Source organism: Winogradskya consettensis, from assembly GCF_018332715.1.
GTDB classification, from domain to species: domain Bacteria; phylum Actinomycetota; class Actinomycetes; order Mycobacteriales; family Micromonosporaceae; genus Actinoplanes; species Actinoplanes consettensis.
In genome coordinates, this window is sequence record NZ_BOQP01000039.1 from 56,529 (window position 1) to 82,475 (window position 25,947).

The window sequence follows — 25,947 nt, forward strand, 5'->3', positions numbered from 1 at the left end:
GAGAGCCTCTATTCTGTGGGGGTAAGGCGGCGCCCTGATACCCCGAACGGAAGCGCTCCCAAACACCCTCATGTGCATGATCGTCAAAACAGCCGGGTAGACGTAGGCCATGACCAGTCACGCCGCCCGCCGGCCCTACCTCAGCCTCGCGCCGTTCGGTGCCGCCGTCGCCGTGGCCGCACTCGCCGGCGGACTGGGTGTCGCCGGCACAGCATCGGAATACCAGAGCCTCCGGCAGCCTCCATGGGCGCCGCCGTCATGGCTGTTCGGGCCGGTGTGGACGCTGCTCTACGTACTGATCGCCGTGGCGGGCTGGTTGGTGTGGCGGCGGGTGGGCTGGACTCCGGCGCTCACGGCGTACGCTGTCCAGCTGGTTTTGAATGCGATCTGGACCCCGATCTTCTTCGGGTTCGGCCAGTACGGTCTGGCGCTCGCCGACATCATCGTGATGTGGCTGATGATCGGCGTCACGGTCTTTCTGTTCCGCCCGGTCTCCCGGCTCGCCGCGGGCCTGCTGCTGCCCTACTGGGCGTGGGTGACCTTCGCGACAGCCCTCAACGCCTGGATCTGGCACGCCAACTGATCAGGACGTCTTGGCCAGGTAACGCCCCAGATGCGGGTCGAAGCGTGCCGGATCCGCCGCCGCCAGCTCGGCCCGCGACCACCAGCGGACGTCCGCGAACTCACCCCGGTCCACCGTCATCGGCGTCTCCCGGTGCACCGTTGCCGGATACCACAGGCTCACATCGGTATGACCCGCGTCGATGCCCACCGTGCGGGTCACCGTCAGGAAGATCGGTGCCGAAGCCGCGCCGGTCACACCGAGCTCCTCGGCCAGTTCGCGCGCCGCGGTGACCGCCGGGTCCTCACCGGGCTCGACGTGGCCTCCCGGCGGCAGCCACAGCTTCGCGTTGCGGTGGTCCACCAGGAGCAGGTCCCCGGTCCGGGGATCGACTGGCACCACGTAGGACACCAGGTGGCGTGCCGGTACAGCCGGTTTGACCCGCCGGTACACGTCGTCCGTCGAGCTCAGCCAGAACAGGGTGTCCGCCCGATGTTCAGCCTCGAGGTCGTCAAACGGCTGAAGCATGGAGATCATCTCGCGCAGCCCGGTCTGGCGCAGCCTCGATTCGTGCGGGCTCGTTTCGTGCGGGCTCGGCTCGGGTCTCCTGCGGGCTGGGGGCATCTGGGGATGATGTCAGGCGGTGGGGCAGCGCCAGGAGCACGACGGCGCCGGCTGCGGTGTAGACAACGCCCTGAACGGTGATCACCGGAAGGACGCCCCAGCGCTCGGCGAGCGAGCCCGCTGCGATCGTGCCGATCAGCATCGCCGTCGCGTCCACCGCGGTGAACGCGCCCCAGACCCGGCCGCGGTGGCGATCCTCGGTGGCCTGCTGGAACACGGTCATGCCTCCCGCCATGATGAACGCCGCGGGCAGCCCGGCCGCGACGATCAGCACGACAGCGGGCCAGAGCACCCGATCGAGCAGGGGATAGGTGAACAGCACCAGGTCGATCAGGCCGAAGGTCACGGCGCCCCAGCCGAACATCGCCCGCGGCGGGAACCGATGCCCGACCAGCGTCACGATCAGGCCGCCGGCCAGCCCGCCGATCGCCTGCGAAGACATGATCATCCCGTACGCCCGAGCATCGCCCCCGAGCACGTCACGCACGAACGGCGCCGCGAGGGTGCCGATGGCCGCCTCGCCCACGCCGGTGATCAGGCCGAAGATGAGGAAGACGCGTAGTGCCCGGCTCGCGAGGGCGATGTGCAGGCCTTCGGACCACTCGTGGAGGACATGCGGGCGAGCCGTGTTGGTGCGCTCGGGGCGTACCTGTAGCAGGGACAGTAAGCCGGCAGCCAGCAGAAACGTTCCCACGTCGACCGCACCGAGCAGGGGAATGCCGCCCAAAGCGGCCAAGGCCCCGCCGAGCGCCGCGCCGATCAGCCGGGCGATGTCGCTGACCTGGCCGTTCAGGGAGTTGATCCGGACCAGCCGGTCGCTTCCCACCAGAGTGGGCACCAGCGAGGCCTCCGAGGCCGAGAAGAACGGCGCGATGCAGGCGTGTACCGCCATGACCGCATAGATCAGCCACGCCTGGCCGGCACTGCGCACCGCGAACAACGGCAGCAACGCCGCCGCCATGAGCAGATTGGTGCCGATCATGGTCCAGCGCCGGTCCCACCGATCGGCGTAGACCCCGGCAATCGAACCCAGCGCGATCTTGGGCAGCAGCGACACCAGCAGCGCGGCCGCCGAGGCAAGCGTCGACCCGGTCAGAACATAGATCTGGTACGCCACCCCGATCCGCAACGTCCAATCCCCGATCAGCGAAACAAGATTCGCCCCAAGAACCAGCCAGATGTCACCCGATGGGCGGGTGTCGCCTGCTGGACGGCTGTCCGTAGCTGGACGGCTGTCCGCGGCTGCACGGCTGCCGGTGGGTGGAGGGCTGGCGGCTGCTGGGCGGGTGTCGGCGGGCGGAGGGATGTCAGCCACCGGATGCCGTTGGGCGTAGTGGGGCCGTCACCAGCGTGAAGTTCACCGGAACCGCATCGGCAGGCCGCTTCGTGGCGTCACCGAGAGGTCGCCGCCGGGCGCGCTCCGTGAACAGTGCGTTCACGGCTTCCTTGAGCTCGGCCACCTCCTCGATCGTGAGGTACAGCAGGGACTGGTCCGAGCCTGCGAGCTCGGACCATCGTGGATCCTGGTCCTCGCGCCGCAACTGCCAGTCCGCGAGCTGCTCCACGGCCTGCTCAGCCATGTAGCGGTCGAGGAACTCCACCGATTCCCAGGCCTCGGACGAGTCGTCGCCCCGGAACCTGTTCGCGGTGGACGTGATCTGCCAGGGGCGCTCCCGGCCGTCCCCGGCGGGGCTCGGCTCGACGTACCCGTACTTGGCGAGCTGTCGGAGGTGGTGCGAGGCGAGTGCCTGGCTGATCCCGATCTGACGGGCGGCCTCAGCGGCGGTCATCCGGCCTTCGCGGCCCACCACCCCGTAGATCTTGAGGCGTAGCGGATGGGCGAGTGCCCGGAGCGCGAGCGGGTCGGTGACAACTCGCCGCCCCGGATGGGATTCCAAGGACATGCTTGGAATATGTGGCCTCCGAGGCGGCGATGTCAAGCAAGTGCTTGGAATCAGGCTCCTACCTGAACCAAGGAACCTGGGCTGCGCCGGAGCCAGGAGCTTCGTTCGTGCCTGGGCAGGGAGCTTCGTTGGTGCCTGGGCAGGGAGCTTCGTTCGTGCTTGAGCCGGGAGCTCCTGAGTCAGGAACGCAGGCAGACGTCGAAGGGGTGGCCGGCCGGGTCGAGGAGCACCCGCCAGCGGTCCGGCTGGGGCTGCTCGGACGGCGTGGTCGCACCGAGCGCGAGCGCCTGCTCCTCCGCCTTGTCCAGGTCGTCGACGTAGAAGTCGAGGTGGAAGCGTTTCGGGGTGCTCTCCCCGGGCCAGCCCGGACCCGAGTAGCCGGGAACCTTGCCGAATCCGATGCTGGTGGAGCCGTCGCCGATCATTGCGTACTCCTCCTGGGAGTGCTGGACTTCCCAGCCCAGGACCTGCGAGTAGAAGGACGCCAGGGCCGCGGGGTCCTCGGCGTCGAGGTTGATCATGGCCAGAGTGGCGAAGCCGGGCATGTCGAGCCTTTCGTCGGTGGAGTCGGTCTCGATCATGACGGGTATAGCTGACACCTTCTGGCAGGTTTACCTCTGGCTTTTTCATCTGGTTGATCGCTGCCTGCCGGATCGACCCGGCCTGACCGGGACGGTGGCCCGGGACAACGCCCGCTCGGGCATCGCGCGGACGGCCAGTTCGTACTAAGCGGGCGGCACGACCTGCCGATGGGGGGTTGTGATCTCTGCGCTGGCCCCGAAGGGCACGGAAACCGCTGGTGCGGTGGCTTCCGATGGGCTGTCGCGGCGTAGTGCCGCCCGGGCTTGGGTGTTCACCGCTGGATCCGCGGGTGCCCTGACGCTGCTTGCTGTGGGGCCGGAGTTTCTGCGCTTGCCGCTTCTCGCGCTCTGCATAGGCGCGGGGCTGGGAGCCATGACCTACGGCGTGCGGCGTATCGCGCTGCCCGACCAGCGGGGACCATGGGTACATCTGGTGATGGCGGCGTGGCTCTTCTTCGGCGGCATCGTGATCCGGGCGCTCGTGCCCGGCGCCGGTGAATCCCCGCCGACCACCATGGCGCTGATCCCGGACGCTTTCGTGCTGCCCGCCTATCTGCTCGAGGGTTACGCCTTCGGGACGATGCTGCAGCGGCGCCGAGCTGCCGACGACGATCCCGCCAGGGTTGATGCCGTGCTTGTCGGGCTCGCTGCCGGCTTCATGAGCTGGACCTATCTGATGGCGCCCTCGATCGATCAGGATGGGTTGCCGCCGCTGCGGGTCGCCAACGCGTTCTTCCCGATCATCGACGTGGTGCTCGTGGTCCTGGTTGCACAGCTCGCGCTCTCGGGTGCCCGGGCGCCGTCGCTGTGGATGCTCAACCTGGCCGCCGCATCGATGTTCATCGGCGACTTCTTCTTCATGCTGCGCGACGGTGCCGTGGCAGACGTGCCCGGTCACCTGGTCGACGTGCTCTTCACCGCGACCTTTCTGCTGGTCGGCGCGGCCACGCTGCACCCGTCGATGCGCACCCTCACCGAGCCGCAACGGATCATCGTCAAGAAACTGGGGAAGCTCCGCACCGGGATCATCGCCCTGATGGTGGCCGTGCCCGTCGTCATCACCACGGTCGAGCCGATCGGCGGGGTCCTGGACGGCACGGTCCGGGCGGTGCTCTGCGTCCTGCTGATCATGACGGTCTTCTACCGGGTCGTGCGTTCCAACAATTCCCGTGCCCGCGCCGAGAACGTCACCCGGCGCCGAGCCACCCATGACGCGCTCACGGACCTGCCGAACCGGGAACTGCTCACCGACACCATCACCCGATGGGGTGACCGGGCGTCCGCCGAGGGTCAGGAGATCAGCCTGCTGTTCATCGACCTCGACCACTTCAAGATGGTCAACGACCACTGGGGTCACGAGGTCGGGGACGAGCTGCTCTGCGCGGTCGCGGGCCGGCTCAGCTCGCAGGTGCGCGGCGAGGACCTGGTGTGCAGGATCGGCGGCGACGAATTTGTCATCGCGCTGGCCAGCCCGTCGCACTCCGCTCTCGCCGAGTCGCTGGCCGCTCGCGTGCTGGCTGTGTTTGTCAAGCCGTTCGAACTGTCTGTCGGCAATGTCGTGGTCTCGGCCTCCATCGGCGTGGCCAAGTCGCTCGGTGGCGCGCACGCGGTCGAACTGATTCGTGACGCCGACACCGCCATGTACAAGGCGAAGGGCTCCGGGCGGAACGCTTACGCCGTTTTCGATTCCTCCCTGCGCGAGCGGGTCCGCACCCGCATGGACCTGGAACAAGCGTTGCGCGGGGCGCTGGAGCGCGGTGAACTGTTTGCGACCTACCAGCCGATCATCGACCTGACCACGGGGGAGCTCGACGGTTTCGAGACGCTGATGCGATGGGAACACCCCGAGCTCGGCTCGGTCTCCCCGCTGCAGTTCATCCCGATCGCCGAGGAGACCGGCCTGATCGTGGACGCCGGCGCGTGGCTGCTGCGCGAGTCGGCCCACCAGCTCGCCGCGTGGCGGGCCGAACGCGGGCCGGACGCCCGGCCGTTGCACGTCTCGGTCAACGTCTCCGTGCGCCAGCTGCGTGACAGGGCGCTGGTGCAGCTCGTGCAGGACGTGCTGGCCGAGACCGGGCTGCCACCCGAGGCGCTCTGGCTCGAGATCACCGAATCGGGCGTCATGGAGGACCTCGAGACCGCCCTGGACACGCTCAATGCCCTGCGCGACCTGGGCGTCACCATGGCGATCGACGATTTCGGCACCGGTTACTCGTCGCTGAGCTATTTGAATCTGCTGCCGGTGGGGATCGTGAAGCTGGACCGTTCGTTCGTCTCCGAGGTCGGCCTGCACGGGGCGAACGAATCGATCGTGCGGGCGGTGCTGGCGATGACCGGAGCGCTGAACCTGAGGGTCGTGGCGGAGGGCGTTGAGACCGAACTGCAGCGTGACTGGCTCCACGAACAGGGCTGTGACCTGGGGCAGGGATGGCTTTTCGGTAAGCCCCTGATCGCCACGGCCCATGCCGAGCTGATCCGCCGCGACGTGAGGGTCTGACCCGGGCTGACTATTCAAGTGACAGCACCACCTTGCCCCGCCCATGGCCGCTCTCCACGACGGTGTGCGCTGCCACGACCTGCGCGAACGGGTAGACCCGCACGGGCATGACGACCTCGCCCCGAGCGGCGAGCGCGATGACGCCTGCCAGACGGGCCGGGGAGCGGCCGACCCGGACCATCGTGGCGCCGTACTGCTGCGCGGAGGGGTCACCCACGATCGTGCCGACACGCTCCGGTGCGACCCCGAGCTCCACGGACTGCTTGATCGCCTGGCCACCCACGGCGTCGATGGCGACGGTCACCCGTTCGCCGAGAGCACGGACGGCGTCGACCAGGCCGTCGCCGTAGGTCACCGGGATCGCGCCGAGCCCGCGGAGATAGCCGTGGTTCTCCGGGCTCGCCGTGGCGATGACGGTGGCGCCCGCGAGCCTGGCAAGCTGGGTGGCGACCGTGCCGACCGAGCCGGCCCCGGCATGCATGAGCAGGACGTCGCCCGATCCCACGCCCAGCTCGTGCAGGGCACCGGAGGCGGTCTGCGCGGCGGCGACCAGCCCGGCGGCGACGGGAAAGCCGAGCTCGGCGGGCTTGGGGACGACCGTGGCGGCGTCGGCGATCACATAGTCGGCGCAGGCGTCGAGCATCGAGGAACCGAGCACCGCGGTGCCCGCCTCGAGGCCGATGACGCCGGCGCCGACCTGATCGATGATCCCGGCATATTCCTGACCGATCCGCTGCGGGAAGGTGGCCGGGATCCGGGTCATCCGGCCGGTCCGGAACTTCACGTCGAACGGCTGGACCCCGGCGGCGTGGACCCGCACCCGGACCTGGCCGGGGCCGGGCTCGGGATCGGGTAGCTCGGTGATGTGCAGGACGCCGGGCGGGCCGAAGCGGTCGAACGTGGCGGCTCTCATGCCATGACCCTCCTGCCTCCAGTCGAGGGGAGGTCAAGGGCGAGCGCCCAATTTTCCGTGCCTATCTTCGGGGCCGATTCTCTGACCTTGGGCTGAACGGTCACGATCTGGTGCACCGCTTCGACCGGCCTGGCGGGCATCGCTACGGTAAGCGCGTGTCTGAGATCCCGTGGTGGGGCCTTCCCCTCGTCGCCGCAGTGTCTGCCCTGGTGGGCGCCGGTGTGGCTGTACTCGTGTCGGCCCGCAACAACTACGTGCGCAGTCGTGCCAAGCGCACCAAACGGTGGTACGCCGAGCGCCGTGACGCATATGTCGCATTGCTGACCCAGTTCGAGCGGGCGAGTTACCGGCTTCGGGCAGCACTGGACTCCGGGCAGCCGATGCCCGCGCCGTTCACGTACCTCGACGAGGCGGGCCCCGCGGTTATGCAGGTGCGTCTTCTGTCCTCCGGAACGGTGCGCAGCGCCGCTCTCGCCGTGCACCTGCTGCTGGAGAAGCTGTACACCCCGAGCCCCACGCCGCCGCCCGGGGTGGAGCCGGGCAAAGCCGTCCGCGAGATGCTCGGCCAGGTATCGCTCGTGATGCAGGAGCTGGAAGCCGCGATCCGCGTGGAGCTGGAAATCGAGATCACCCCGCCCCCCGCGCTGCCCGAGTCGGCACCTAAGTCCCGCCGGTCAACTTTCAAGAGGGCAGCTGCGGAAAATCAGGAGTCACGCGTCACTGGCTGAGTCGGCCCGGGCGCGGGATGCTGGAGCCCTTCGAAGGGGGAGGGCATCCATGACGGACAATCCAGTTTCTGAAGAGGTCACCGAGTCGGTCGTTCGCAGCGGGGTGGTCGCGGTCCTGCGGGCGCCCACTGCGGACTACTTCGCAGCCGTCGGCGACGTGCTCGTGGAAGCCGGCATCACCGCGCTCGAAGTCACGCTGACCTGCGAAGGTGCCATCGACGCGATCGCGGGTCTGCGTCGGCAGCTACCACCGCATGTGGCCCTCGGCGCCGGTTCGGTGCTCACCCCGGACGATGCGAAGGCCAGTGTCGATGCCGGTGCGGCCTTCCTGGTCTCGCCCGTTCTCGTGCCAGGTCTCGACGGCTTCGGCGTGCCGTTCTATCCGGGCGCGTTCAGCCCCACCGAGATCTACAACGCCAGCCGCGCGGGTGCGCCGCTCGTCAAACTCTTCCCCGCGTCGGCGGTCCGGCCGCGCTATCTCAAGGATCTGCACGCACCGCTGCCCGATCTGCGCATCATGCCCACCGGCGGCATCGAGATCTCCGACATCGCCACCTGGCTCTCCGCCGGCGCCGCCGCGGTGGGCCTGGGTAGCCCGCTCGTCGGTGACGCCGTTCGCGGCGGGAGTCTCGCGGCCCTGGCCAGACGCGCCCGCCACGCCGCCGACGCCGTGGCCTACGCCCGATCATGACGGGGCTGCTCACCTTCGGCGAGACCATGGGCGTGGTCGCAGCCGACACGATCGGCCGCCTCGAGCACGCACGCGGTTTCACCTTCGGCATCGGCGGCGCGGAGAGCAACGTCGCCCTGGGGGTGGCCCGTCTCGGCGGCGACGCCGTCTGGATAGGCCGTATCGGGCCGGATGCGGCGGGTGACCTGATCGAGCACAGGCTCCGCGCAGGCGGGGTGCGCGCAGTGACTATCCGAGACACGTCCTTCACCGGACTGATGGTCAAGCATCGCCGCACGGGTTCGGTGCTGCACGTCGACTATCACCGCGCAGGCAGTGCGGGTTCCCGCCTCGCCCCCGCCGACATCCCGGTGGAGACGGTGCGAGAGGCGAGCATTCTGCACGTCACCGGCATTACGCCGGCGCTGAGCGACACCGCCCGTGCAGCGGTCTTCCAGGCGGTGGAAACGGCCCAGGCAGCGCACGTGCCGGTCTCCATCGACATCAACTATCGCTCGAAGCTGTGGTCGCGGTACGACGCGTCGCCCGTGCTGATGGACCTGATCACCCGCGCCGATGTGGTCTTCGCCGGCCCCGACGAAGCCGCCCTGGTCGTCGACGGCCCGCCGTTGAAGGGTCTGGCTGCGCTGGGTCCGTCCGAAGTGGTCATCAAGGACGGCGCACGCGGCTGCGAAGCGCTCATCGGCGGCGAGCATTACGCACTCCCCGCACTTTCGGTGACGGTTGTGGATCCGGTGGGTGCCGGCGACGCCTTCGTTGCCGGCTATCTCACGGAGCGGCTCGCCGGTGCGGGTGCGGATTCACGGCTGCGCACGGCGATCGCGGCGGGGGCGTTCGCGGTGACGGTGCCGGGGGACTGCGAGGGCATGCCGTCGCGCGAGGATCTCGGGCTCCTGGTCGCGGCTTCGGACAACGTCGCGCGTTGACGAGAAAGGATTGTTGAGACGCCGTTGTGGCGCTCATCGAAGCCTTCGGTCCGTGGGCGGCGGCCGACGCCGGGCGGCCGAGACGCCGGGCGGTCGAGACGTCGGCCGGCGCCGGGCGGTCGAGAGGTCGGGCGGTTGAGACGTCGGGCGAGGTCGGGCGGTTGGGGCGGTGGGCGAAATCGGGCGGTCGAGACGTCGGGCGAGGTCGGGCGGTCGGGGCGGTGGGCGAAATCGGGCGGTCGAGGCTATGGGCTGAGGTCGGGCGGTCGAGGCGATGAACGAGGTCGTGTGGTCGGGGCGGTGGGCGGGGTCGTGTGGTCGGGGTGCCGGGCGGAGTCGGGTAGTTGAGGTGCCGGGGGGGTGTCGTACCCCCGGCCTAGGGTTCGGGGTATGACAGCAGCGATCGATTACTCGTCGCCCGGGGTTTTCACCGATCTCAGCGGGGTGCCGCTGTTAGCGCTCGAAGGGTTGCCCTCCGACCCCGTGGGGCTGTGCGAGTTGGTGCGGCATCTTGTGATCCAGCCCGCGGATGCCCGGGCGGCCGGTGTGCCGGAGGGGCGCTTCGCCGAGAACCAGCTGCATCGTGCCGCCGACATGGTCACCGCGTTGATGGCGGTGGATCCTGCGCCATTGAGCTCTCCACGGGCTCCGGAGCATCGGGTCATCGGGTCATGCCGGCATTTCGCCGTTCTGGCTTGCGCTCTGCTTCGGCATCGGGGGATCGCGGCGCGGACCCGCTGCGGGTTCGGGACGTACTTCCAGGTGGGGAAGGGCCTCGACCACTGGATCATCGACTACCAGCAGCCTGAGCCGGGCCGTCTTGAGCCGGGCCGTCTTGAGCCGGGCCGTCTTGAGCCGGGCCGTCCTGAGTCGGGCCGTCCTGAGCAGGACAGTCTTGAGCCGGGCCGTCCTGAGTCGGGCCATCTTGAGCAGGACAGTCTTGAGCCGGGTCGTTCCGCGCCGGGTCGTTCCGCGTCGGGTCGCTCTGAGCAGGGCGGTTCTGACCGGCGGCGGTGGGTGCGTGTGGATGCGGAGATCATGGGGTCGTCCTTGGTGGAGGATGCCACGGATCTGAAGCCCGGCGAGTTCGTGACGGGTGGGGAGGCTTGGGTGGCCTATCGCTCCGGGGGACTCGATGCTTCTCAGTACGGCGTGCCCGGCACTGAGAACTGGGGGCCTGCTGAGATTCGGGGTAACGCTGTTCGGGATCTGGCCTGTCTGAACAAGCTGGAGACGTTGCCGTGGGATGAGTGGGGGCGGATGCAGGCGTCGTACAGGGGCGAGACCGGGGCCGATTATGACGGGCTGCTGGACGCGGTTGCGGAGGCCTGTGCCGCTGATGATCCTGCGGCTGCTGTGGGCCTGTATGCGACTGCGGACCTTCGGGTGCCGCTGGAGTTGGTCGGTCGGTAGGGCATAGCAGGCCGCGGGGGTCAGCCGTAGTACTCGCCTTCGCGGCCGGCGGGGATGAGCTGGCTGAACAGTCGGTCAGTGGGGGCGGGAGCGGAGGCGGCGGAGCATGCGGGCGTCGGTGAAGCCTACGGAGTGGGCGGCGGATTCGATGGTGGCGCCGTGGCTGATGAGGTGTTCGGCTCGTTCGAGGCGGAGGAGTTGCTGGTAGCGGAGGGGGGTGCTGCCGGTGGCGGATTCGAAGCGGCGGGTGAGGGTTCGTTCGCTGATTCCGGCGGTGCGGGCCAGGTCGGTGAGGGGGAGTTGTTCCTTGAAATCGGTTTCGATGCGGTCTTGGACCCGGTGGACGGCATCGCTGAGGTGGGCTCGGTGGCGGAGCATGGCGCTCTGTTGGCTGTCGTTGCCGTTGCGGCGGGCGTAGACGACCATCTGGCGGGCGACGCGGGCGGCGGCTGCGGGGCCGTGGTGGGTGGCGACCAGGTGGAGGGCCAGGTCGATGCCGCTGGCGATGCCGGCCGAGGTCACGACGCGGCCGTCCGTGACGTAGAGGACGTCGGGGATGACCTCGGCCAGGGGGTAGCGGCGGGCGAGGGTGTGCTGGATGTCGTGGTGGGTGGTGCAGCGGCGGCCGTTGAGGAGCCCGGCCCTGCCCAGGGCGTCGGCGCCGGCGCAGATGCTGGCCACCGTGCCGCCCGCGGTGTGGTGGGCGGTCAGCCGGTCGAGGGTCTGCTGCTGCAGGTGGCCGTTGGTGGTGCCGGGGCGGACGCTCCAGCCGGGGACCACCACCAGGTCGTCCGGGGTCAGGTCCGGCCACTGTTTCGTGGCGAGGAGGGTGACGCCCTGGTGGGTGGTGATCTGCTCGTGCTCCGCGACGTAGGTGGGGCGGTAGTCGTGCCCGTACTCGGCCGCGGTGGAGAAGACCTGGGCGGCCCCGGCGAGGTCCAGCAGGTGCAGGCCGGGCACGAGGACGAAGACCACCTGGCTCACGATCCGGTCAGCTCACTCACGGTTGTCACGGTAGCGAATCGGCCTGCGAGGGCGTACTCGGTGCGGGAAATGATGTCGGCGACCGGGAGGGTGCGGGGGTCGGCGAGGAGTTCGTCGACGGTGAGGTCGGTGGGGGCTGAGCGGTGGGCGATCGGGAAGGTCGTGGTGGCGTCGGTGACGAAGGTGATCGTGTAACCGAAGTCCGCTCCGACCCGGGCGGTGGTTTCCACGCACTGCTCCGTCTGGATGCCGCAGAGGGTGAGCTCGTGGATGCCCGCGGTGGTCAGGAGCTGCTGCAGGTTGGTGGTGGTGAACGAGTTTCGCGAGGTCTTGGTGAGAATTGGCTCGCCGTCGGCGGGGGACAGCTCGGCGAACGGGCGGACGTGGCCCGAACTGGGGTCGAAGACGCCGCCGGTGCCGGGTTCGCTGTGCAGGATCCAGATGACCAGGTCGCCGGCGGCACGGGCGGTGTCGATCAGTGCCTGCACGGGCTTGGCGATGTCGGGGTTGCCGACCGCTTTCCAGGACGGGCGGGCACGGAAGGATTCCTGGACGTCGATGACGATGAGCGCTTTTGTCATACGTCGATTCTGGCGTGCTCACGGCGTACTCATAAAGGCATTGGCAGGTCTCGGAGCGGAACGATCCGGTCAGGGGTTCCGCCGGGGTGGCATGAAATCGGGGCGACGCCGAAGCGCCGCCCCGGGAGATCAGCTTCGAGAATTGAAGATGGAGTACGGCGCCCGGCGCGAGGCGTCCGGCAGACCCTGCTCCTTGCGAGCCTCCGAGAGGGTCATCGTTTCCTGCTCGTCCTCCGACACCACCGGTGTCGTGAACGGCTGGTAGTCGCCGTCACACCAGGTGCCCTTCGCCGGCAGCGCACCCGTCAGCAGGTACGTGTCGATCGCGTCGGTGGCGCAGTCCGAGGTGCCGTACGACGTGTGGCCCCAGTTGGTGTTGGACAGCAGCCGGCTGTTCGGCAGGCGCTTGGAAGCCGACACCGCGTCGTCGTAGTTCGTTGCCGGGTCCCACTTTGCGCCGACGAACAGAACCGGAGCGGCGGTCTTCGCGGTCCACGGGCCGGTATACGCGTCCTCGTCCCGGACGGTCCACGTGTTGCGGGCGCACTGCACGGCGTCCCAGCCCCAGGCGCGGCCGAAATACGGTGCCTGCTTGTCGGCCTTCGCCATCAGGGCCGGCCAGTTGGCGGCGTCCTGCGGGTGCAGCGCGTCGGTGCAGTCCACGCCGGCGAAAGCTTCGAAGCCGTTGCTGTAGTAGAAGTCGCGGGCCGGTTTGCCGCGGGCCTCCTTGATCCGGTCGAGCAGCGCCGCCTTCGCCTCGGCGGCGGCCTCCTGGGTCGGCGGGAACAGCATGTTCCACAGGTCCATCATCAGGTACGTGGCCCAGTCGCCGGCGTCGATGCCGTACATCGAGCCGAGGATGCCGCTGACGAAGTCCGCGTACGTGATGGTCCAGGTGCCCCACTCGTCCTTGAGGACCAGCGGCTTCTTGCGCAGCGTCTGCGCGATGGTCTCGAAGTTCTTGACCGGGTCACCGGCGGCGAAGACACAGAACTCCTCACCGACGGCGTCACAGCGGTGCAGGATCTCCATCAGCGCGCGGTAGGCGCCGTTGCCCGACCGCAGACGCGCGTCCTGCTCCTGCCCGGCGGTGGCCGGTGTGCCGACCCAGTGCTCCGGGTCGAGAACACCGTCGACGGTCAGGGCCCGGAACCGGTCCGGGAACATGTTGGCGTAGAACTGGCCGATCACGGAGCCGTAGCTGAAGCCCAGGAAGCTCAGCTTCTGGTCACCGACCGCCCGGCGCAGCACGTCCATGTCGCGGGCCGCCTCGGCGGACGACATCGATCCGGCGAGCCAATTGCCGGTGGTCGAGCATGCCTTGCCGAACTTCTTGGCAGCGGCGATGAAGCGGTCCTCCTGGGCCTTGCCCCACGGGAAGGCCACGTTCATCTGTGCGAGAACCGCGGTCTGCTCCTTCACCGACGGGAAGCAGTGCAGGTTCTGGCTGGCGTCGATACCGCGCGGGTCGAAGCCGACAATGTCGAAGCGCTCGAGGACCGACTCGCTCAGGAAATACTGCGCGGAATACGCGAAACTGGTGGCGGAACCGCCCGGGCCGCCCGGATTGACGAACAGGGTCCCGATCTTGTGCGCCTGGTCTTTCGCCTTGATTCGCAGGACCGCGATCTCGGTTTTCGCCCCGGTCGGCTGGTCATAGTCGAGCGGGAGGCGAGTGGTGGCGCACTCCGCCGTCTCCCAGCACTCGTACCAGTCGAGTTTCGGCGTCGGGACGCTGTCGACGCGCTTGCGCTCCAAGGCGCTAGTGGTGTCGGCCTGCTGCGCCTTCGCTGCCGTCGACCCCGCGCCGGCCGCCGACGCCGAGGTCGGGACCGCAGCGCTGACCGCGATCAGCACCCCCGCCGCTCCCAAACCGAGGAGACGTTTTCCTAGAGAATGCATAGCCGCCCTTCCAGCGATCCGCGGCCGTTTGCCGCAGAGCATCAAGATATGTATCTCACGGTGGCCGATGCTTTTCTTTGACGCGCCGCTGCGGCATTCATCGGAAATGTTTCTCGCATTTGAAAGGGTCGGCAGGAATGGTCGTCGGCCCCACTGTGGAGGAAAATTCACCCGGTAATAGGATTACGGTATGAAGGTCGCCGGGCTGGTGCTCGCCGCGGGAGCCGGGCGTCGCTACGGCATGCCGAAGGCGCTCGTGCCGTGGGAAGGCACGCTGCTGGTGCGGCGCGCGGAACGCACCCTGCGCACGGCCGGTCTCGACCAGATCCACATCGTGGTCGGGGCGCAGGCCGAACGGGTGCGCGCCGCTGTTCCCGGCGTCGACCTCGTCGACAATCCCGAGTGGGACACCGGCATGGCGTCCTCCTTGCGCGCCGGGCTGGGCGCCCTGGCCGCGGGCGCGGCCGACGCGGCGGTGGTCCTTCTGGTCGACATGCCCGGCATCACCCCCGCAGCCGTACGCCGAATCGTCGCCTTCGCCGCCCCCGACGCCCTCGCCATGGGCGGCTACGAAAACCGCCGCTCCCACCCGGTACTACTCGGCCGCGACCACTGGGCCGGCGTGGCAGCCTCCGCCATCGGAGACAGAGGCGCCCGCGACTATTTGCGCACCCACGCCCACACAGTCCGAGTCGTCCCGATGGACGACATCGCCGACGACACCGACCTCGACATCCCACCCGGCCCACCGGAAGAGCGCGAGCCGGAGAAAAGCTAAAGAGTGAGATCAGCCAGGGTGGCTATGCGGTGGGGTTCGGTGAAGGGGCCGGTGCCGTGGCGGTCGAGGTGGGTGGCTCGGAGGCCGGCGGATCGGGCGGCGCGGACGTCCAGGTCGTGGTTGTCGCCCACGCTCAGCACTTCGTGTGGTTGGAAGCCCCACCGTTCGCAGGCGCGCAGGAACGCCGCCGGGTCGGGTTTGGCGGTGCCGAGGTTGTCGACCGTGAATACCGGGCCGATGAGGTGGGCGATTCCCGTGCGGATGAGTTTCTTGTTCTGTTGGGTGGTTGAGCCGTTTGTCAGGACCGCGCAAGGCACGGGCAGCGCGCGTAGAGCGGGAATGACGTCGTCGTAAGCGCGCCATGCGGCTTCGTAGTGTTTCAGGTAGCCGGCGAAAATGGCGTCCAGCTCGGAGTCGGGGGCGGACGGCGTGGCGAGGAAGTCGCGTAAACGGCGGCGGCGCTGTTCGGCGTAGGTGATGGTGCCGGCTCGCCAGGCTGCGAGGTGGGGTTCCTGCAGGGCGGTCCAGTGGGCTACGGATTCGTCGGTTGCGGGGTGGCCGATGGTGGGGAGCCAGGCTCGCAGGCCCGCGTCGGCTGCTGCCTCGTGGTCGACGAGCGTGCCGTCCAGGTCCAGCAGCAGGCCTCGTACGGTCACGACTGGCATTGTATTGCCATGACGATCAAGGCTGTTCCGCTGGCGACCTGGCCGACCCCGTTGGAGCCCGCGATGCGGCTGGCAGGGGCGATCGGTCTCGAAGAATTGTGGGTGAAGCGGGACGATCTGACCGGGCTCGGTGGTGGTGGGAACAAGGTTCGGAAGCTTCAGTACACCTGCGCGCAGGCGGTCGAGGCCGGTGCGACCGGCGTGGTCACCACGGGGGCGCCGCAGTCGAATCATGCGCGCTTGACCGCTGCGGCCGCCGCGCGACTCGGGTTGAGCTGCACGCTGGTCCTGGCGGGGACGGCGCCGGAGGCCATGCGTGGCAACCTTCTGCTCGATGAGCTGGCCGGTGCGCGGATCGTGTGGGCCGGCACCGATCCGCTTGCCGAGGTCGCGGCCGCGCAGGACGGTTATGTCATTCCGTTCGGTGGCACGAATGCGGTGTCGGCGCAGGGGTACGTCGACTGTGCGAAGGAGCTGCTCACCCAGTTGCCGGATCTGGACACGGTGGTCGTCGCGCTCGGGTCGGGCGGGACGATGGCCGGGCTGGTCGCGCAGCTCGGTCCCGAGCGGGTATTGGGTGTGGACGTCGGCGCCCTGCCCGATCCACGCGCGACAGTGGCGGGCCTGCTGGACGAGATGTTGGCGCCCGCCGAGAGCGGGATGTGGGCGGCAGGCGGGACCGAGACGGGCGCGGTCAGTGAAAGCCTGCGCATCGACAGCGGTCAGGTCGGCGCGGGATACGCGACGGTGACCGAGCCGGTGCGCGCGGCGATGAGGCTGGCTGCGCGCACCGAGGGGATCTTCCTCGACCCGACCTATACCGGCCGCGCGATGGCCGGTCTCTGCGCGGCGAAACCCCGTGGCAAGGTCGTCTTCCTGCACACGGGCGGGCTCCCCGGATTACTGGCCTAGAAGAATCCGCGGACGGCGGCCAGGCCGAGGGCGGTCCGGGGCAGGTAGCCGATCCGCCACAGACCGCCGTGCACAGCGCCCACGTTCTCGTCGGTCCAGGCCTGCGGTGCCGCGGGCCGCGGGTTGCGCAGCTGATGCACCAGCAGGGCCGCCATCAGCCGGTTGCTCGTGGCGGGCGCGAACACTTCGACTCCGAACAGGTGCGCGCCCGCGTACGCCGCGGCCAGCAATCGATTGTTGGTCACCGACCGGGTCGTCGTCGGGGGTGCCACCGCGAAGCTCACCTCGGCACCCGACTGCCGGGCGACCGAGGCACGCCACCGCTGGATCCGTTTGGCCAGCGCGTAGTTGGGCCCCTGCTGCGGCACCAGGCTGTCCGCGATCGCCGGCACCGCGCCGGCATCGGAAGGGTAGTGCGGCTTCAGCAGCCGGCCGCCGGAAACCGCGTGGGTAACCCGGGCGGCCGCTGACCGCGAGCGGTAGTTCGACGTCGCTTGCGCGACAACGTCAGCCGGCACACCGAAGGTGTCGGTCGGCGTGGCGAGAAAGGCCAGCCCGGTGCCGGGCCGCTGCTTCTGCACGTGTACGCCCAAAGCGTCCACAGCCGCAGACACCAACGGATACGCGCCCCCGGGTGCGTACACGTAATTGCCCAGAACCAGATGTCCTTCGACGCCGAGCAACCACCGCGCGGTCTCCGGCAGTCCGCTCAGCAGGTCGATCCCGGCGTCCGCGGGCGACGTGCCGGGCGCGATCAGCCGGCCCGCGCCGTTGCGGGCGGCGAGCGCGACGCGTTCCCACAGCGCGGGCCGGGGCAGGTCGATGCCGACCACCGTGCCGCCCCAGGCCAGCACCGCCGGGAGTGGTCCGAGCTCCGCACCCGCGCCGAGCACGACGAGCCGGTGGTCGCTGAGGTCGAGCCAGTCCGGGTTCGCGGCGACCTCACGCACCATCTCGGCGGCGGAGGCCTCGAGCACGCCGGCGGTCACCCAGGTGTCGAGCTGCCGGCTGAGCGAGTCACCCCGCAGGACCTCTTCACCGTACGGAATGAGCAGCTCGGTCTCCGCCTTCTCCCCGCCGTCGACGGTGAACGTGGCCGGCGGTTCCGCCTCGATCGCGAACACGTCGTCCAGCGGGATGTCCTCGCCGTCGCGCCGCACCCGGAGCCTCCGGTGCACCGAGTCGAGGCCGGCGGTGGCTGTGGCGTACCCGTCATCGGCTGCGACCAGGGCCCGGAAGTGCGGCAGATAGCCCTTGCGCCAATCGCTCTCCGCGGCAGCGGCATCGGCCGCACCGGGGTCGGCGGCCCGCAGCGCGTCGGCGACCACCGCCCGGCCGAATTCCGAGCTGCTGCGCCGACCATCCGCCCCAAGGGGAAACACGACCTCGTTCACGCCGGACAGTATGGCCATCCCTGTCACGGGGTTCCGCGTCCGGTCCGGTTTATAAAAGCCGCATAGGGTATATATCGCTAGTGCCCTCGACCCGGTCCTACGACGACTACTGCCTCCCCGGCAGCGTCTTCTTCGAGCGTCCGGCGCCGAGCCTGCCGGGGGAGGGCTTCCCCGAGCTGCCCCTGCCGCCGGGCGAATGGACCGTACGGGAATCCGCAGACTGGCGGATGGCGATGCCGAACGGTGCCGACCTGCCCGAGCAGGGCTGGAAGCTGCACGTCTCGGCGACACCGGCAACCGCCGCCGGCACGCTTGCGATCGTCGCGGACTACTGCGTGCGGGAACGCCTGCCGTTCAAGCACCTGCCCTCGCCGGCGTCGCTACTGAGACGCAACAGCAAGTACGCGGGCCGCGGCGGCAGCGGCAAGTTCGTCACCATCTACCCACGTGACTTCACCGCGGCAGCCGCCGACCTCTCACAACTGCTGCTCGGTCGCCCCGGGCCGTACATCCTCAGCGACCGGCGAATCGGCGACGGCCCGGTCTACGCACGCTACGGCGGCTTCCGATCCCTGACCGTCGATGGCGTCCCGGCGATCCGCCGCCCGGACGGCGTACTCGTGCCGGATGTGCGCTCGCCCGCTTTCCAGCTGCCCGACTGGGTGACGCTGCCCCCGATCCTCGACCGGCCCCGGGTCAGGACCGAGCTGCCCTACCGGGTGACCGGCGCGCTGCACTTCTCGAACGGCGGTGGCGTCTACCGGGCGGAACGCGACGGCCGGACCGTGGTGCTCAAGGAGGCCCGTCCCCACGCCGGGCTGGACGTGGCCGGCAACGACGCCGTGCACCGGCTGAAACGCGAGCACGAGGTCCTGTGCTCGCTCGCCGGCATCCCCGGCATCCCCGTCGCGTACGAACTCTTCGAAGCCTGGGAGCACACGTTCCTGGCGATGGAGGAGATCGCGGGCATTCCGCTCGGCCGGTGGATCGCGGTGCACAGCGGGCTGTACGGGCCGGACGACACGGCCTACCGCAGACGCGCGACGGCGGTCGCCGGCCAACTCGACGCGCTGGTGGCCGCGGTGCACGAACGGGGCTGGGTGATCGGCGACCTACATCCCCGCAATGTGCTCGTCGGAGCCGACGACACCGTGCGCCTGATCGACTTCGAGTGCGCCGAGCCGATCGGATCCGGCCGGGTCGCGACGCTGGGCGTGCCGGGGTTCCGCGCCCCGCCGGGCACCCGCGGCGCCGACCTGGATCACCACGCCCTGGCCGCGATCCGGCTGACGTTCCTGGTGCCCCTGACACCGTTGCTGGAGCTCGCACCCGAGAAGCTCGGCACCCATCTGCGGTACGCGCGCGACCTGCCCGCCGCCACCGCGAAACGCTTGCGCGACGCGTGGCAGCCGACCCGGGCGGAACCTGAATGGCCCGGACCGGATCCCGTCGCCGCGCTGGTCCGGGCGCTGCACGCGACGGCCACTCCCGAACGCGGGGACAGGCTCTTCCCCGGGGACATCGAGCAGTTCCGAAGTGGTGGGGCCGGGTTCGGGCATGGCGCGGCGGGTGTGCTCCATGCGCTGGCGGCGGCGGGGGAGCCGCTCGTTCCCGCGTACGGGGAATGGTTGCGCTCAGCCGAACCGCCTGCCGCCGCCGGATTCTGGACCGGAACCCACGGGGTCGCCTACGTCCTGGACCGGCTCGGCTACGAGGACCGGGCAGACGTCCTCCTCGATCTGCACACCCTGCCGGAGGGGCCCGACTTCGCCGGCGGCCTCGCCGGGGCCGGGCTCACGCTGCTGGACATCGCCACGCGCCGCCGCACCGGTGAGCTCATCGATCGCGCGGTGACGATCGCGGAACGGATGGCCGCCCAGGACGGCGATCTGCCCGCGGGCCTGCTCACCGGCTGGAGCGGCCCGGCGCTGTTCTGCCTGCGGCTCTTCGAGCGGACCTACGACGACCGCTGGCTGTCCGAGGCCGCCCGGCTGCTCGACCGCGACCTGGCGCGCTGCCCGTTCGAACTGGACAGCGGTCGCCAGTATCTCGATGGCAACCGGCGGCTGCCCTACGTCGGCACCGGGAGCGCCGGCGTTGCGCTCGTCGCGGCCGAGCTCGCGCCCCACCTGCCCGATGCTGCCGCGGTACAGGCACTCCCGGAGCTGCGCCAGGCGTGCATGTCCCGGCTGACCGCCTACCCCGGCCTGATGCAGGGCCGGGCGGGGCTGCTGCTGGCCGCCCCAGGGCAGTCGGTGCAGAGCCTCGAATTGCACGCCGTGCGTTACGCCGACGGCATCGCCTTCCCCGGGACCACGCTGCGTCGGCTGAGCATGGACGTCGACGGCGGCACCGCGGGAATTTTGCTGGCACTCGTGAAGAGCCTGCCGTTCTTCACCCCACCGACTCCCGGCCACCCGGCCGGGCCGAACCGGAAGGAATCAGAACCATGGAAAGCATTCTCGAACTCCAGGAACTGACAGCCGAGGACGAAACCTCCGGTGTCGCCGACGACGGAGCCGACGGCATCGGCGACAGCGGGAGCCGGGCCAGCCTCCTGCTCTGCGGGGATAGCTCGCTGAGCATCGCCACCTGCAACTAGAGGTCGCGGGCGCTCAACCAGGTCTCGACGGCGTCGATGACTTTCTCCGGAGCGCGGCGGGCCCACAGGAAATGATCCGGGTACGCCTGCACGTGCGCCCGGTCGACGTGGTCCGGCAGGCGGTGGGCGAGATGGTCCACCGCCGTTGCCGGGATCATGCGGTCGCCGGCGATGTCCACCAGCAGGGCCGGGATCGCGAGTCCGGCCAGGGCAGCCTCGTAGTCGGTGCTGTCGCCGTGCACGCGGTACCGGCCGTGGCGGGCCTCGTAACCCCAGTCGGTCATGAGGCCGCGGGGCTGGCGGCCCGCGAAGCCGAGCCTGTGGCCCGGCCAGTAGCCGAGGGAGCTGGTGACCGCGCCGACGAAACGCACCCCGGCGGCGCGGCGGGCGCGGGAGAGGGGGCCGCGGTGGGCGTACTTGGAGCTCGTTCCGGTGCCCAGGGCCACGACGGCGTCCGTGCGTACGCTGCCGGCCGCACCCGAGAGCAGAGCGAGCTGGCCGCCGAGGCTGTGACCGGCGAGCACGATCCGGTCGGCGCCCGCGACCGCCGACCCCGCGAACACAGCCGGAAGGTCGTCGTGGAGCAGGTTGGCGTACCCGAAGGATCCTTTTCTCAGATTTGCGACCGGGCTCTGTGGCATGCCGCGCAGCTCGACCCCGACGACGTGCCGGCCGTGGCCGGACCAGGTCGTGAGGAGCCTGCGGTAATAGGCGAGCGGCACGCCGAGGGCGGGCAGGAAGACGATCGATGCCGGGGCGCCGGGAATGCCGTATTCCTCGACGGTGAGCGTCACTGCGCCGGACGAACTGATCGGATGGACCACGGGCTCCATCGGGCCATTCTGCACCGGGCACAAAACCGGGGACCCGCGGCGGCGGGTCCCCGGATCAGCTGTCACGTTATAGCGGACTCAGCCCTGACGGCCGTTCCAACGGGGATTCTTGCGGTTGATGATGACCGTACGCCCACGGCGGCGGGTCACGATCGAACCCGGCTTGGACTTGAGCGAACGGAGCGAGTTACGAACCTTCATGGTGTTTGCCTCCTGCGGGGGTAACGCCGTCGCGGGGGTTCGCATTCCGTGACGACTACCTGCGCGACCCTTCCTTCGTCTGGCCGCCCGGCCGCTGAGCCGTGAAGCCCCGGATCTCGCCGGCGATCAGCTCCGGGCTGTGCAGAATCAGGTCGTGACCGGCGTCCGGCACGACCACGGTCCGCACGTCCGGCAGCAGTGACCGCATCCGCGCGGCGACCGCGCCGGCGTCGAGCATCTGCGACCGTTCCCCGAAGAGTGCCAGCGTCGGCGTCTCGATCCGGCGCAGCTCCTCGTCGGTGAACGTGCCCGGCATCGGCAGCCGGCGGCGGAACCTGAACAACCCGCCGACCAGCGCGTGCACGTCGTCGTACTTCAGCGTGGCGTTGTTCAGCAGCCTGGCCGCGCGGTGCCGGACCGGGCGCGGGGTGAACGAGGCCAGCCCGCTGAGCATGATCCAGGTCATGAAACGCCTGGTGACGCGGCCGAACCCGCCCGGGTCGACGATCGTGATGCTCGCGGCCCGGCCCGGACTGTCCAGCTCGTGCTGGAGGGCGACCCAGGCGCCGTACGACGTCCCGACCAGGTGCACGCGGTCGAGCCCCAGCCCGTCGAGCACGTCGGTCAGCCACCGCGACCAGTCGGCGCCCCCGGTGATCGGCGCGGTCTGCGTCGACTGCCCCGGCTCGCCCACCGGGTCGACGGCGTAGACCGGTCGGTCCCGGCCCAGCTCCGCGACGTACGGATACCACATCACGCACCCGCCGCCGGAACCCGGCAGCAGGAAGAACGGCACCCCGTCCCCGCCTCCGGACCGGATCACGAAGGTGTCGCCGAAGCTCGTCGGAACATGCTTCTCGGTGCGCTCGACCGGCCAATACCGCTCGATCAACCGCCGCACGGTAGCGAGATAACGCTCGCGGGCATCGTCACTGGTGAAGGCGCTGAGGATGGCTGCCATGTTTTCATGGTACATCTGCACCATGAAAACATGGCAACCCGTCAGGCGGCGACGTCGACCAGGCCGCCGCTGCTCATCACGTTGCGGAGCTGGCCCAGGTCGACGCCGTTCTTCTGGAGCATCTCGACCAGCTTGGTCGCGCTCGTCGCCGAACTGCTCAGTTTTTCCTTGTCCATGCCCAGCAGGTCGCTGAGCTTGCCGAGGGTCTCCGGGTCCCGGATGCCGGTGTTCTGGCCCTTCGGCGCACCTCCCGGTCCGGCTGTTCCGTCGGTGCTGGTCGGGCTCTCGCCGGCCGGAGGCGGGGGCAGGCCCTTGGTGGTGGCGATCTTCTCGGCCGACTGGATGGAGCCGGCGCCGGTCGTGTCCTTGGGCATGCCCGCCCTGATGGCGGCGAGCAGGTCGTCGTGGCTGACGCCCCGGGCGGTGGCGACCTCGTTGAGGCTCTTGCCGTCCTGGAGCTGGGTCTTGAGTTCGCTGCTGCTCAGTCCCAGCTTGTCGGCGACCGCCGCCATCGGGTCCGGCCGGGTGCCCGACCCCGGCGGCGGTAACCGGTAGGTGCTGGACGCCGAGCTCAGCGCGTTGATCGAAGTCATTGCTGGTCTTCCCTCCTCGGCAGGACCGGCTGTCGGCCCCTACGGCCCGTTGCATCGGCCTTGAGGTTGCCTTTATGTGGTTTTGCCGGAGCTTTCCTGGGAACCCACAGGATTTTCGCAGACACTGTCGCCCCGGGGTTGACAGTCACCCCCGGGGTGACAGATGCTTGGTCCATGAGCAGTCAACCCGGGGGTGACAGCGACTGGGACGTCGTCCTGGCGCATCGGCCACCCGACACCCGTGACCCGGTCCGCGAGCGTTTCGCGTCGGCCGGAGTGACCCCGGAGCAGGTCCGATCCGCCTTGATCGACGGCGGGGACGAGTTGTTCCGGGCCGTCACCGAGAAGAAGGACGACGACTGGGCCGAGCCGTTCGGCGGCCCGCTCGCAGTCGCCCTGATCGCCGCCGAGGTCGGCGCGCTCGCCGCGCACCTGACCTCCAGGGCCTCCGCCGTGCGGGCGGTCGCCGTCGAGGCGCTGCTCGACGAGTTCAGCGCCGTCGCCGTCGCGAGCCGCCTCGGCGTCTCCCGGCAGAAGGTCTACGACATCGCCCGGCCGGGCGCCACCGGCTCCTTCATCGACCGGACCCCTTGGAGCATCTGATGGAAGAGACCGTCACCCTCCCCGACGCCACCACCCACTACCTCGTCCACCCGCTCGACCTGCCCGAGGCCCGCGACCGGTTCCGCAACAGCTGGCTGGTCGGCGCGTGCACCAGTCTCCCGGTCGCCACGCTCGTCGCGGCGATCGTCGGCTACCTCAGCCTCAACTGGTTCGGACCGGTGGTGGTCTTCCTCGCGCTGAGCATATTCGGCGCGCTCGCCGCCCGCTGGTTCTCCGACCGCGCCTGGGACTACATCCCCCGCAAGCGTCAGGACCGCGACCGGCCGCTGCCCCGGCTCTGGGAGCTCGGCTCGGCCGCGGTGCTCGCTCTGGTGCTCGGCGCGGCCCTGCTGCTGATCGTCTTCCGGCTCGACAACGCGGACGTGTCCGTCCCGGTGCGGGCCTACACCTTCGGGATGTGCGCGGTCACCGCGTTGCTCGTGCTGGGTGACGCGATCTTCGGCCTGATCCGCCCAGCCGGTCGCCGACGTGCGCTGGCCGGGTTGCCGGGGGTCGCGGTGGTCGTGTTCGCCACAGTCCTTGCGTACGCTCAATGGTTCGACAACGCCGTCTCCAAGCAGGACATCCTCTGGGGCGCCATCACGATGGCCGCCGCCGCAGTTCTCGTCGGCGCCGCCCGCTTTTGGGACCGCCGCACCACCGCGGCATCGATTGCCGCAGCCGAGTAGCGCTCAGTAGGGCCCGGAGCCGATCATGTCCACTGCGTTCTTGGCGGTGAGCAGGTCGGCTCCGGTCTGTTCGCGGTACAGCTTGATCGCCTCGATCCGGCGCCCCTGGCGGACCAGCGACTCGACCGCCGGGAAGCTCGGACCGGGGATGACCACCCCGAGATGCGTGACCACGGCGTCGAGTTTGCGCTCGAGCGCTGCCAGTTGCGCCGTCAGTTGCAGCCGCTCACGGCGACCGCGGCCGGACGATGAGAGCAGCAGCGCGAACACGCCGAGGACGTTCGCCACGAGAGCGGCAACGATGACGTAATCCATCCGCCGATGGTGTCAGGCGGCTGCCACGTACTTGGCGGCGATCGTCTCCGGGTCGCCCAGGTCGGATTCCACCACGGGCAGCGAGGCGAGCACGGTGGCGCCGAGCTCGCCGAGCAGTTGGGCGAGCAGCGCGGCGGCGGCCGACGCTTGCGGGGCCACTCCGGCAACCGTCACCGGCACGGCTTTCTTGCCGGCCAGGGCGTTCGCCGGCAGCTGGTCGAGCAGCACCTTCAGGATCCCGGTGTAGCTGCCCTTGTAGGTGGGCGTGGCGACGACCAGGACGTCGGCGTCCTGCACAGCGGCGACCGCGGCGGCTGTGGCCTCGTCTCCGGGGGTGAGCAGGCCGGCACCCAGCGCGCCGACCTCGATCACCTCGGAGGTCCCGCCCAGCGCGGTGCCCACGGCGGCGGCCAGTGTGGACGTGCGGGACCCGGCGCGGGGATTGCCCGACACGACGACGATTCCACTCATGCGACAGCTCCTTCTATGCGGTTCGTTTGAGATGCGCGTAGCTGCCGTCGTGATAGACCAGCGGCGTCACCGTGGCGTCCGAGTGGTGCTCGCCGAAGGAGGGCGCGGCCAGCACGATGGTGTGGTCGCCGGCCTCGACCCGCTGGCTGACCCGGCAGATCAGGGTCGCGAGCACCCCTTCGAGCAGGGGTACGCCGTCCGGCCCGGGGTGCCAGGCGCCGTGCGCGGCGAAGCGGTCGATGCCCCGGGTGGAGAACGTGCGGGCCACGTGCTCCTGCTCCTGGGTCAGCACGTGCACCGCGATGGTGTCGGCGGATTGCACGGCCGACCACGCGGATGCCGTGTGCGCCAGGGCGAACGACACCAGCGGCGGGTCGAGCGACACCGAGGTGAACGAGGTCGCGGTGAAGCCAGCGGGTGGCGATCCCGGCGCGGTGATCACCACGACGGCGGCGGCGTGCCGGCGCAACAGCGACCGGAATAGATCTGCGTCCACGAGGGTGGTGTCGGTGTCGGTCATCGGTCCCCCTGCCAGGAGAGTCCACCGACGAATTCCACCAAATGAGAATTTGATGACGTGGGGCCATCGGTGAAGGTGGGCATGAGACCTACCGTCCCTCTTGC

The 25,947-nt window shown here is 69.6% G+C and carries 29 protein-coding genes; 12 read left to right on the forward strand and 17 right to left on the reverse strand.

All coding sequences use genetic code 11. The features are described from left to right. Window positions 1-109 precede the first annotated feature (109 nt). Window positions 110-583 (forward strand): TspO/MBR family protein, encoded by a 474-nt coding sequence (locus Aco04nite_RS32535; protein ID WP_213001071.1) that lies wholly within the window; start codon window positions 110-112, stop codon window positions 581-583. Here Aco04nite_RS32535 and Aco04nite_RS32540 read toward each other — a convergent pair whose 3' ends face one another. From Aco04nite_RS32540 to Aco04nite_RS32555, 4 genes are all read right to left on the reverse strand, one after another. Then, on the reverse strand, window positions 584-1,090 hold the full coding sequence (locus tag Aco04nite_RS32540; protein ID WP_244876456.1) for an NUDIX domain-containing protein: 507 nt from the start codon (window positions 1,088-1,090) through the stop codon (window positions 584-586). It abuts the gene before it with no gap. Further along, on the reverse strand, window positions 1,074-2,501 hold the full coding sequence (locus Aco04nite_RS32545; RefSeq protein WP_280519398.1) for an MFS transporter: 1,428 nt from the start codon (window positions 2,499-2,501) through the stop codon (window positions 1,074-1,076). The genes Aco04nite_RS32540 and Aco04nite_RS32545 overlap by 17 nt, the downstream gene beginning before the upstream one ends. Then, a complete protein-coding gene (locus Aco04nite_RS32550; RefSeq protein WP_213001074.1) occupies window positions 2,494-3,090 on the reverse strand; it encodes a winged helix-turn-helix domain-containing protein in 597 nt (198 codons plus the stop codon). The genes Aco04nite_RS32545 and Aco04nite_RS32550 overlap by 8 nt, the downstream gene beginning before the upstream one ends. Before the next feature lie 179 nt (window positions 3,091-3,269). Further along, the gene (locus Aco04nite_RS32555; RefSeq protein ID WP_244876457.1) at window positions 3,270-3,671 is read right to left on the reverse strand and encodes a VOC family protein; all 402 of its coding nucleotides are present in this window, start codon (window positions 3,669-3,671) and stop codon (window positions 3,270-3,272) included. A gap of 373 nt (window positions 3,672-4,044) precedes the next feature. Here Aco04nite_RS32555 and Aco04nite_RS32560 point away from each other — a divergent pair, with 373 nt between their 5' ends. Continuing rightward, a complete protein-coding gene (locus tag Aco04nite_RS32560; protein ID WP_244876458.1) occupies window positions 4,045-6,168 on the forward strand; it encodes a putative bifunctional diguanylate cyclase/phosphodiesterase in 2,124 nt (707 codons plus the stop codon). Between the two features lie 10 nt (window positions 6,169-6,178). Here the strand turns inward: Aco04nite_RS32560 and Aco04nite_RS32565 are convergent, their stop codons facing one another. Then, the gene (locus Aco04nite_RS32565; protein WP_213001075.1) at window positions 6,179-7,081 is read right to left on the reverse strand and encodes an NADP-dependent oxidoreductase; all 903 of its coding nucleotides are present in this window, start codon (window positions 7,079-7,081) and stop codon (window positions 6,179-6,181) included. Window positions 7,082-7,236: 155 nt separating this feature from the next. Between Aco04nite_RS32565 and Aco04nite_RS32570 the strand changes: the two genes are divergently transcribed. The 4 genes from Aco04nite_RS32570 (at window position 7,237) to Aco04nite_RS50285 (ending at window position 10,839) form a co-directional block, all read left to right on the forward strand. Next, a complete protein-coding gene (locus Aco04nite_RS32570; RefSeq protein ID WP_213001076.1) occupies window positions 7,237-7,809 on the forward strand; it encodes a hypothetical protein in 573 nt (190 codons plus the stop codon). A gap of 49 nt (window positions 7,810-7,858) precedes the next feature. Continuing rightward, entirely contained in the window at window positions 7,859-8,500 is a 642-nt protein-coding gene (locus tag Aco04nite_RS32575) for a bifunctional 4-hydroxy-2-oxoglutarate aldolase/2-dehydro-3-deoxy-phosphogluconate aldolase (RefSeq protein WP_213001077.1), read from the forward strand. Then, window positions 8,497-9,426, forward strand: a complete 930-nt coding sequence (locus tag Aco04nite_RS32580; protein WP_213001078.1) for a sugar kinase — start codon at window positions 8,497-8,499, stop codon at window positions 9,424-9,426. The genes Aco04nite_RS32575 and Aco04nite_RS32580 overlap by 4 nt, the downstream gene beginning before the upstream one ends. A 390-nt stretch (window positions 9,427-9,816) precedes the next feature. Further along, window positions 9,817-10,839, forward strand: coding sequence for a transglutaminase domain-containing protein (locus tag Aco04nite_RS50285; protein ID WP_213001079.1), 1,023 nt, complete (start codon window positions 9,817-9,819; stop codon window positions 10,837-10,839). A gap of 75 nt (window positions 10,840-10,914) precedes the next feature. On the opposite strand, the gene Aco04nite_RS32590 is transcribed toward Aco04nite_RS50285, so the two are convergent. The 3 genes from Aco04nite_RS32590 to Aco04nite_RS32600 all read right to left on the reverse strand — a co-directional run bounded on the left by Aco04nite_RS32590 (window position 10,915) and on the right by Aco04nite_RS32600 (window position 14,261). Continuing rightward, window positions 10,915-11,823: a GlxA family transcriptional regulator gene (locus Aco04nite_RS32590; RefSeq protein ID WP_213001080.1), complete on the reverse strand. Its 909-nt coding sequence runs from the start codon at window positions 11,821-11,823 to the stop codon at window positions 10,915-10,917. After that, window positions 11,820-12,404: a cysteine hydrolase family protein gene (locus Aco04nite_RS32595; RefSeq protein WP_213001081.1), complete on the reverse strand. Its 585-nt coding sequence runs from the start codon at window positions 12,402-12,404 to the stop codon at window positions 11,820-11,822. Before Aco04nite_RS32595 ends, Aco04nite_RS32590 begins: the two co-directional genes overlap by 4 nt. A 129-nt stretch (window positions 12,405-12,533) precedes the next feature. Beyond that, entirely contained in the window at window positions 12,534-14,261 is a 1,728-nt protein-coding gene (locus tag Aco04nite_RS32600; protein ID WP_244876459.1) for an alpha/beta hydrolase, read from the reverse strand. Window positions 14,262-14,496: 235 nt separating this feature from the next. Here Aco04nite_RS32600 and Aco04nite_RS32605 point away from each other — a divergent pair, with 235 nt between their 5' ends. After that, on the forward strand, window positions 14,497-15,084 hold the full coding sequence (locus tag Aco04nite_RS32605; RefSeq protein WP_213001083.1) for a nucleotidyltransferase family protein: 588 nt from the start codon (window positions 14,497-14,499) through the stop codon (window positions 15,082-15,084). Here Aco04nite_RS32605 and Aco04nite_RS32610 read toward each other — a convergent pair. After that, the gene (locus tag Aco04nite_RS32610; RefSeq protein ID WP_244876460.1) at window positions 15,081-15,740 is read right to left on the reverse strand and encodes an HAD family hydrolase; all 660 of its coding nucleotides are present in this window, start codon (window positions 15,738-15,740) and stop codon (window positions 15,081-15,083) included. The two genes, Aco04nite_RS32605 and Aco04nite_RS32610, sit on opposite strands and share 4 nt — an antisense overlap. Window positions 15,741-15,758: 18 nt before the next feature. Between Aco04nite_RS32610 and Aco04nite_RS32615 the strand changes: the two genes are divergently transcribed. Continuing rightward, window positions 15,759-16,661, forward strand: a complete 903-nt coding sequence (locus Aco04nite_RS32615) for a pyridoxal-phosphate dependent enzyme (RefSeq protein ID WP_213001084.1) — start codon at window positions 15,759-15,761, stop codon at window positions 16,659-16,661. Here Aco04nite_RS32615 and Aco04nite_RS32620 read toward each other — a convergent pair. Further along, window positions 16,658-18,055 (reverse strand): hypothetical protein, encoded by a 1,398-nt coding sequence (locus Aco04nite_RS32620; RefSeq protein ID WP_244876461.1) that lies wholly within the window; start codon window positions 18,053-18,055, stop codon window positions 16,658-16,660. The genes Aco04nite_RS32615 and Aco04nite_RS32620 overlap by 4 nt on opposite strands. Before the next feature lie 80 nt (window positions 18,056-18,135). Between Aco04nite_RS32620 and lanKC the strand changes: the two genes are divergently transcribed. Both lanKC and Aco04nite_RS32630 read left to right on the forward strand, forming a co-directional pair. Next, the gene (gene lanKC / locus Aco04nite_RS32625; RefSeq protein WP_213001085.1) at window positions 18,136-20,535 is read left to right on the forward strand and encodes a class III lanthionine synthetase LanKC; all 2,400 of its coding nucleotides are present in this window, start codon (window positions 18,136-18,138) and stop codon (window positions 20,533-20,535) included. Beyond that, window positions 20,505-20,657: a SapB/AmfS family lanthipeptide gene (locus Aco04nite_RS32630; protein WP_213001086.1), complete on the forward strand. Its 153-nt coding sequence runs from the start codon at window positions 20,505-20,507 to the stop codon at window positions 20,655-20,657. The genes lanKC and Aco04nite_RS32630 overlap by 31 nt, the downstream gene beginning before the upstream one ends. Here Aco04nite_RS32630 and Aco04nite_RS32635 read toward each other — a convergent pair. From Aco04nite_RS32635 to Aco04nite_RS32650, 4 genes are all read right to left on the reverse strand, one after another. Then, window positions 20,654-21,490, reverse strand: a complete 837-nt coding sequence (locus Aco04nite_RS32635; RefSeq protein ID WP_213001087.1) for an alpha/beta fold hydrolase — start codon at window positions 21,488-21,490, stop codon at window positions 20,654-20,656. The two genes, Aco04nite_RS32630 and Aco04nite_RS32635, sit on opposite strands and share 4 nt — an antisense overlap. Window positions 21,491-21,568: 78 nt before the next feature. Beyond that, window positions 21,569-21,736, reverse strand: a complete 168-nt coding sequence (locus tag Aco04nite_RS32640; protein WP_438874961.1) for a ribosomal protein bL36 — start codon at window positions 21,734-21,736, stop codon at window positions 21,569-21,571. Between the two features lie 10 nt (window positions 21,737-21,746). Next, a complete protein-coding gene (locus Aco04nite_RS32645) occupies window positions 21,747-22,652 on the reverse strand; it encodes an alpha/beta fold hydrolase (protein ID WP_213001088.1) in 906 nt (301 codons plus the stop codon). Window positions 22,653-22,693: 41 nt separating this feature from the next. Beyond that, entirely contained in the window at window positions 22,694-23,245 is a 552-nt protein-coding gene (locus Aco04nite_RS32650; protein WP_213001089.1) for a hypothetical protein, read from the reverse strand. Between the two features lie 174 nt (window positions 23,246-23,419). Here Aco04nite_RS32650 and Aco04nite_RS32655 point away from each other — a divergent pair, with 174 nt between their 5' ends. Together Aco04nite_RS32655 and Aco04nite_RS32660 are read left to right on the forward strand one after the other, a co-directional pair. Further along, complete coding sequence (locus Aco04nite_RS32655; protein ID WP_213001090.1) at window positions 23,420-23,848, forward strand: hypothetical protein; 429 nt, start codon at window positions 23,420-23,422, stop codon at window positions 23,846-23,848. Then, window positions 23,848-24,537, forward strand: coding sequence for a hypothetical protein (locus Aco04nite_RS32660; RefSeq protein WP_213001091.1), 690 nt, complete (start codon window positions 23,848-23,850; stop codon window positions 24,535-24,537). Before Aco04nite_RS32655 ends, Aco04nite_RS32660 begins: the two co-directional genes overlap by 1 nt. A 3-nt stretch (window positions 24,538-24,540) precedes the next feature. Here Aco04nite_RS32660 and Aco04nite_RS32665 read toward each other — a convergent pair whose 3' ends face one another. The 3 genes from Aco04nite_RS32665 to Aco04nite_RS32675 are packed head-to-tail and all read right to left on the reverse strand — an operon-like array spanning window position 24,541 to window position 25,843. Further along, window positions 24,541-24,852: a hypothetical protein gene (locus tag Aco04nite_RS32665; RefSeq protein ID WP_213001092.1), complete on the reverse strand. Its 312-nt coding sequence runs from the start codon at window positions 24,850-24,852 to the stop codon at window positions 24,541-24,543. Window positions 24,853-24,864: 12 nt separating this feature from the next. Further along, a complete protein-coding gene (locus Aco04nite_RS32670; RefSeq protein ID WP_213001093.1) occupies window positions 24,865-25,323 on the reverse strand; it encodes an NADPH-dependent FMN reductase in 459 nt (152 codons plus the stop codon). A gap of 13 nt (window positions 25,324-25,336) precedes the next feature. Beyond that, window positions 25,337-25,843 carry a flavin reductase family protein gene (locus Aco04nite_RS32675; RefSeq protein ID WP_213001094.1) on the reverse strand — a complete coding sequence of 169 codons (507 nt, stop codon included), beginning with the start codon at window positions 25,841-25,843 and terminating at the stop codon, window positions 25,337-25,339. Between the last annotated feature and the right edge of the window lie 104 nt (window positions 25,844-25,947).

Excerpts from the sequence above, each read along its gene's own strand:
- Aco04nite_RS32535 (WP_213001071.1), top strand. The coding sequence starts at position 110 with ATGACCAGTCACGCCGCCCGCCGGCCCTACCTCAGCCTCGCGCCGTTC.
- Aco04nite_RS32540 (WP_244876456.1), bottom strand. The coding sequence starts at position 1,090 with ATGCTTCAGCCGTTTGACGACCTCGAGGCTGAACATCGGGCGGACACC.
- Aco04nite_RS32550 (WP_213001074.1), bottom strand. The coding sequence starts at position 3,090 with ATGTCCTTGGAATCCCATCCGGGGCGGCGAGTTGTCACCGACCCGCTC.
- Aco04nite_RS32555 (WP_244876457.1), bottom strand. The coding sequence starts at position 3,671 with ATGATCGAGACCGACTCCACCGACGAAAGGCTCGACATGCCCGGCTTC.
- Aco04nite_RS32560 (WP_244876458.1), top strand. The coding sequence starts at position 4,045 with ATGACCTACGGCGTGCGGCGTATCGCGCTGCCCGACCAGCGGGGACCA.
- Aco04nite_RS32565 (WP_213001075.1), bottom strand. The coding sequence starts at position 7,081 with ATGAGAGCCGCCACGTTCGACCGCTTCGGCCCGCCCGGCGTCCTGCAC.
- Aco04nite_RS32575 (WP_213001077.1), top strand. The coding sequence starts at position 7,859 with ATGACGGACAATCCAGTTTCTGAAGAGGTCACCGAGTCGGTCGTTCGC.
- Aco04nite_RS32580 (WP_213001078.1), top strand. The coding sequence starts at position 8,497 with ATGACGGGGCTGCTCACCTTCGGCGAGACCATGGGCGTGGTCGCAGCC.
- Aco04nite_RS50285 (WP_213001079.1), top strand. The coding sequence starts at position 9,817 with ATGACAGCAGCGATCGATTACTCGTCGCCCGGGGTTTTCACCGATCTC.
- Aco04nite_RS32595 (WP_213001081.1), bottom strand. The coding sequence starts at position 12,404 with ATGACAAAAGCGCTCATCGTCATCGACGTCCAGGAATCCTTCCGTGCC.
- Aco04nite_RS32605 (WP_213001083.1), top strand. The coding sequence starts at position 14,497 with ATGAAGGTCGCCGGGCTGGTGCTCGCCGCGGGAGCCGGGCGTCGCTAC.
- Aco04nite_RS32615 (WP_213001084.1), top strand. The coding sequence starts at position 15,759 with ATGACGATCAAGGCTGTTCCGCTGGCGACCTGGCCGACCCCGTTGGAG.
- Aco04nite_RS32630 (WP_213001086.1), top strand. The coding sequence starts at position 20,505 with ATGGAAAGCATTCTCGAACTCCAGGAACTGACAGCCGAGGACGAAACC.
- Aco04nite_RS32635 (WP_213001087.1), bottom strand. The coding sequence starts at position 21,490 with ATGGAGCCCGTGGTCCATCCGATCAGTTCGTCCGGCGCAGTGACGCTC.
- Aco04nite_RS32640 (WP_438874961.1), bottom strand. The coding sequence starts at position 21,736 with ATGCGAACCCCCGCGACGGCGTTACCCCCGCAGGAGGCAAACACCATG.
- Aco04nite_RS32645 (WP_213001088.1), bottom strand. The coding sequence starts at position 22,652 with ATGGCAGCCATCCTCAGCGCCTTCACCAGTGACGATGCCCGCGAGCGT.
- Aco04nite_RS32650 (WP_213001089.1), bottom strand. The coding sequence starts at position 23,245 with ATGACTTCGATCAACGCGCTGAGCTCGGCGTCCAGCACCTACCGGTTA.
- Aco04nite_RS32655 (WP_213001090.1), top strand. The coding sequence starts at position 23,420 with ATGAGCAGTCAACCCGGGGGTGACAGCGACTGGGACGTCGTCCTGGCG.
- Aco04nite_RS32660 (WP_213001091.1), top strand. The coding sequence starts at position 23,848 with ATGGAAGAGACCGTCACCCTCCCCGACGCCACCACCCACTACCTCGTC.
- Aco04nite_RS32665 (WP_213001092.1), bottom strand. The coding sequence starts at position 24,852 with ATGGATTACGTCATCGTTGCCGCTCTCGTGGCGAACGTCCTCGGCGTG.
- Aco04nite_RS32670 (WP_213001093.1), bottom strand. The coding sequence starts at position 25,323 with ATGAGTGGAATCGTCGTCGTGTCGGGCAATCCCCGCGCCGGGTCCCGC.
- Aco04nite_RS32675 (WP_213001094.1), bottom strand. The coding sequence starts at position 25,843 with ATGACCGACACCGACACCACCCTCGTGGACGCAGATCTATTCCGGTCG.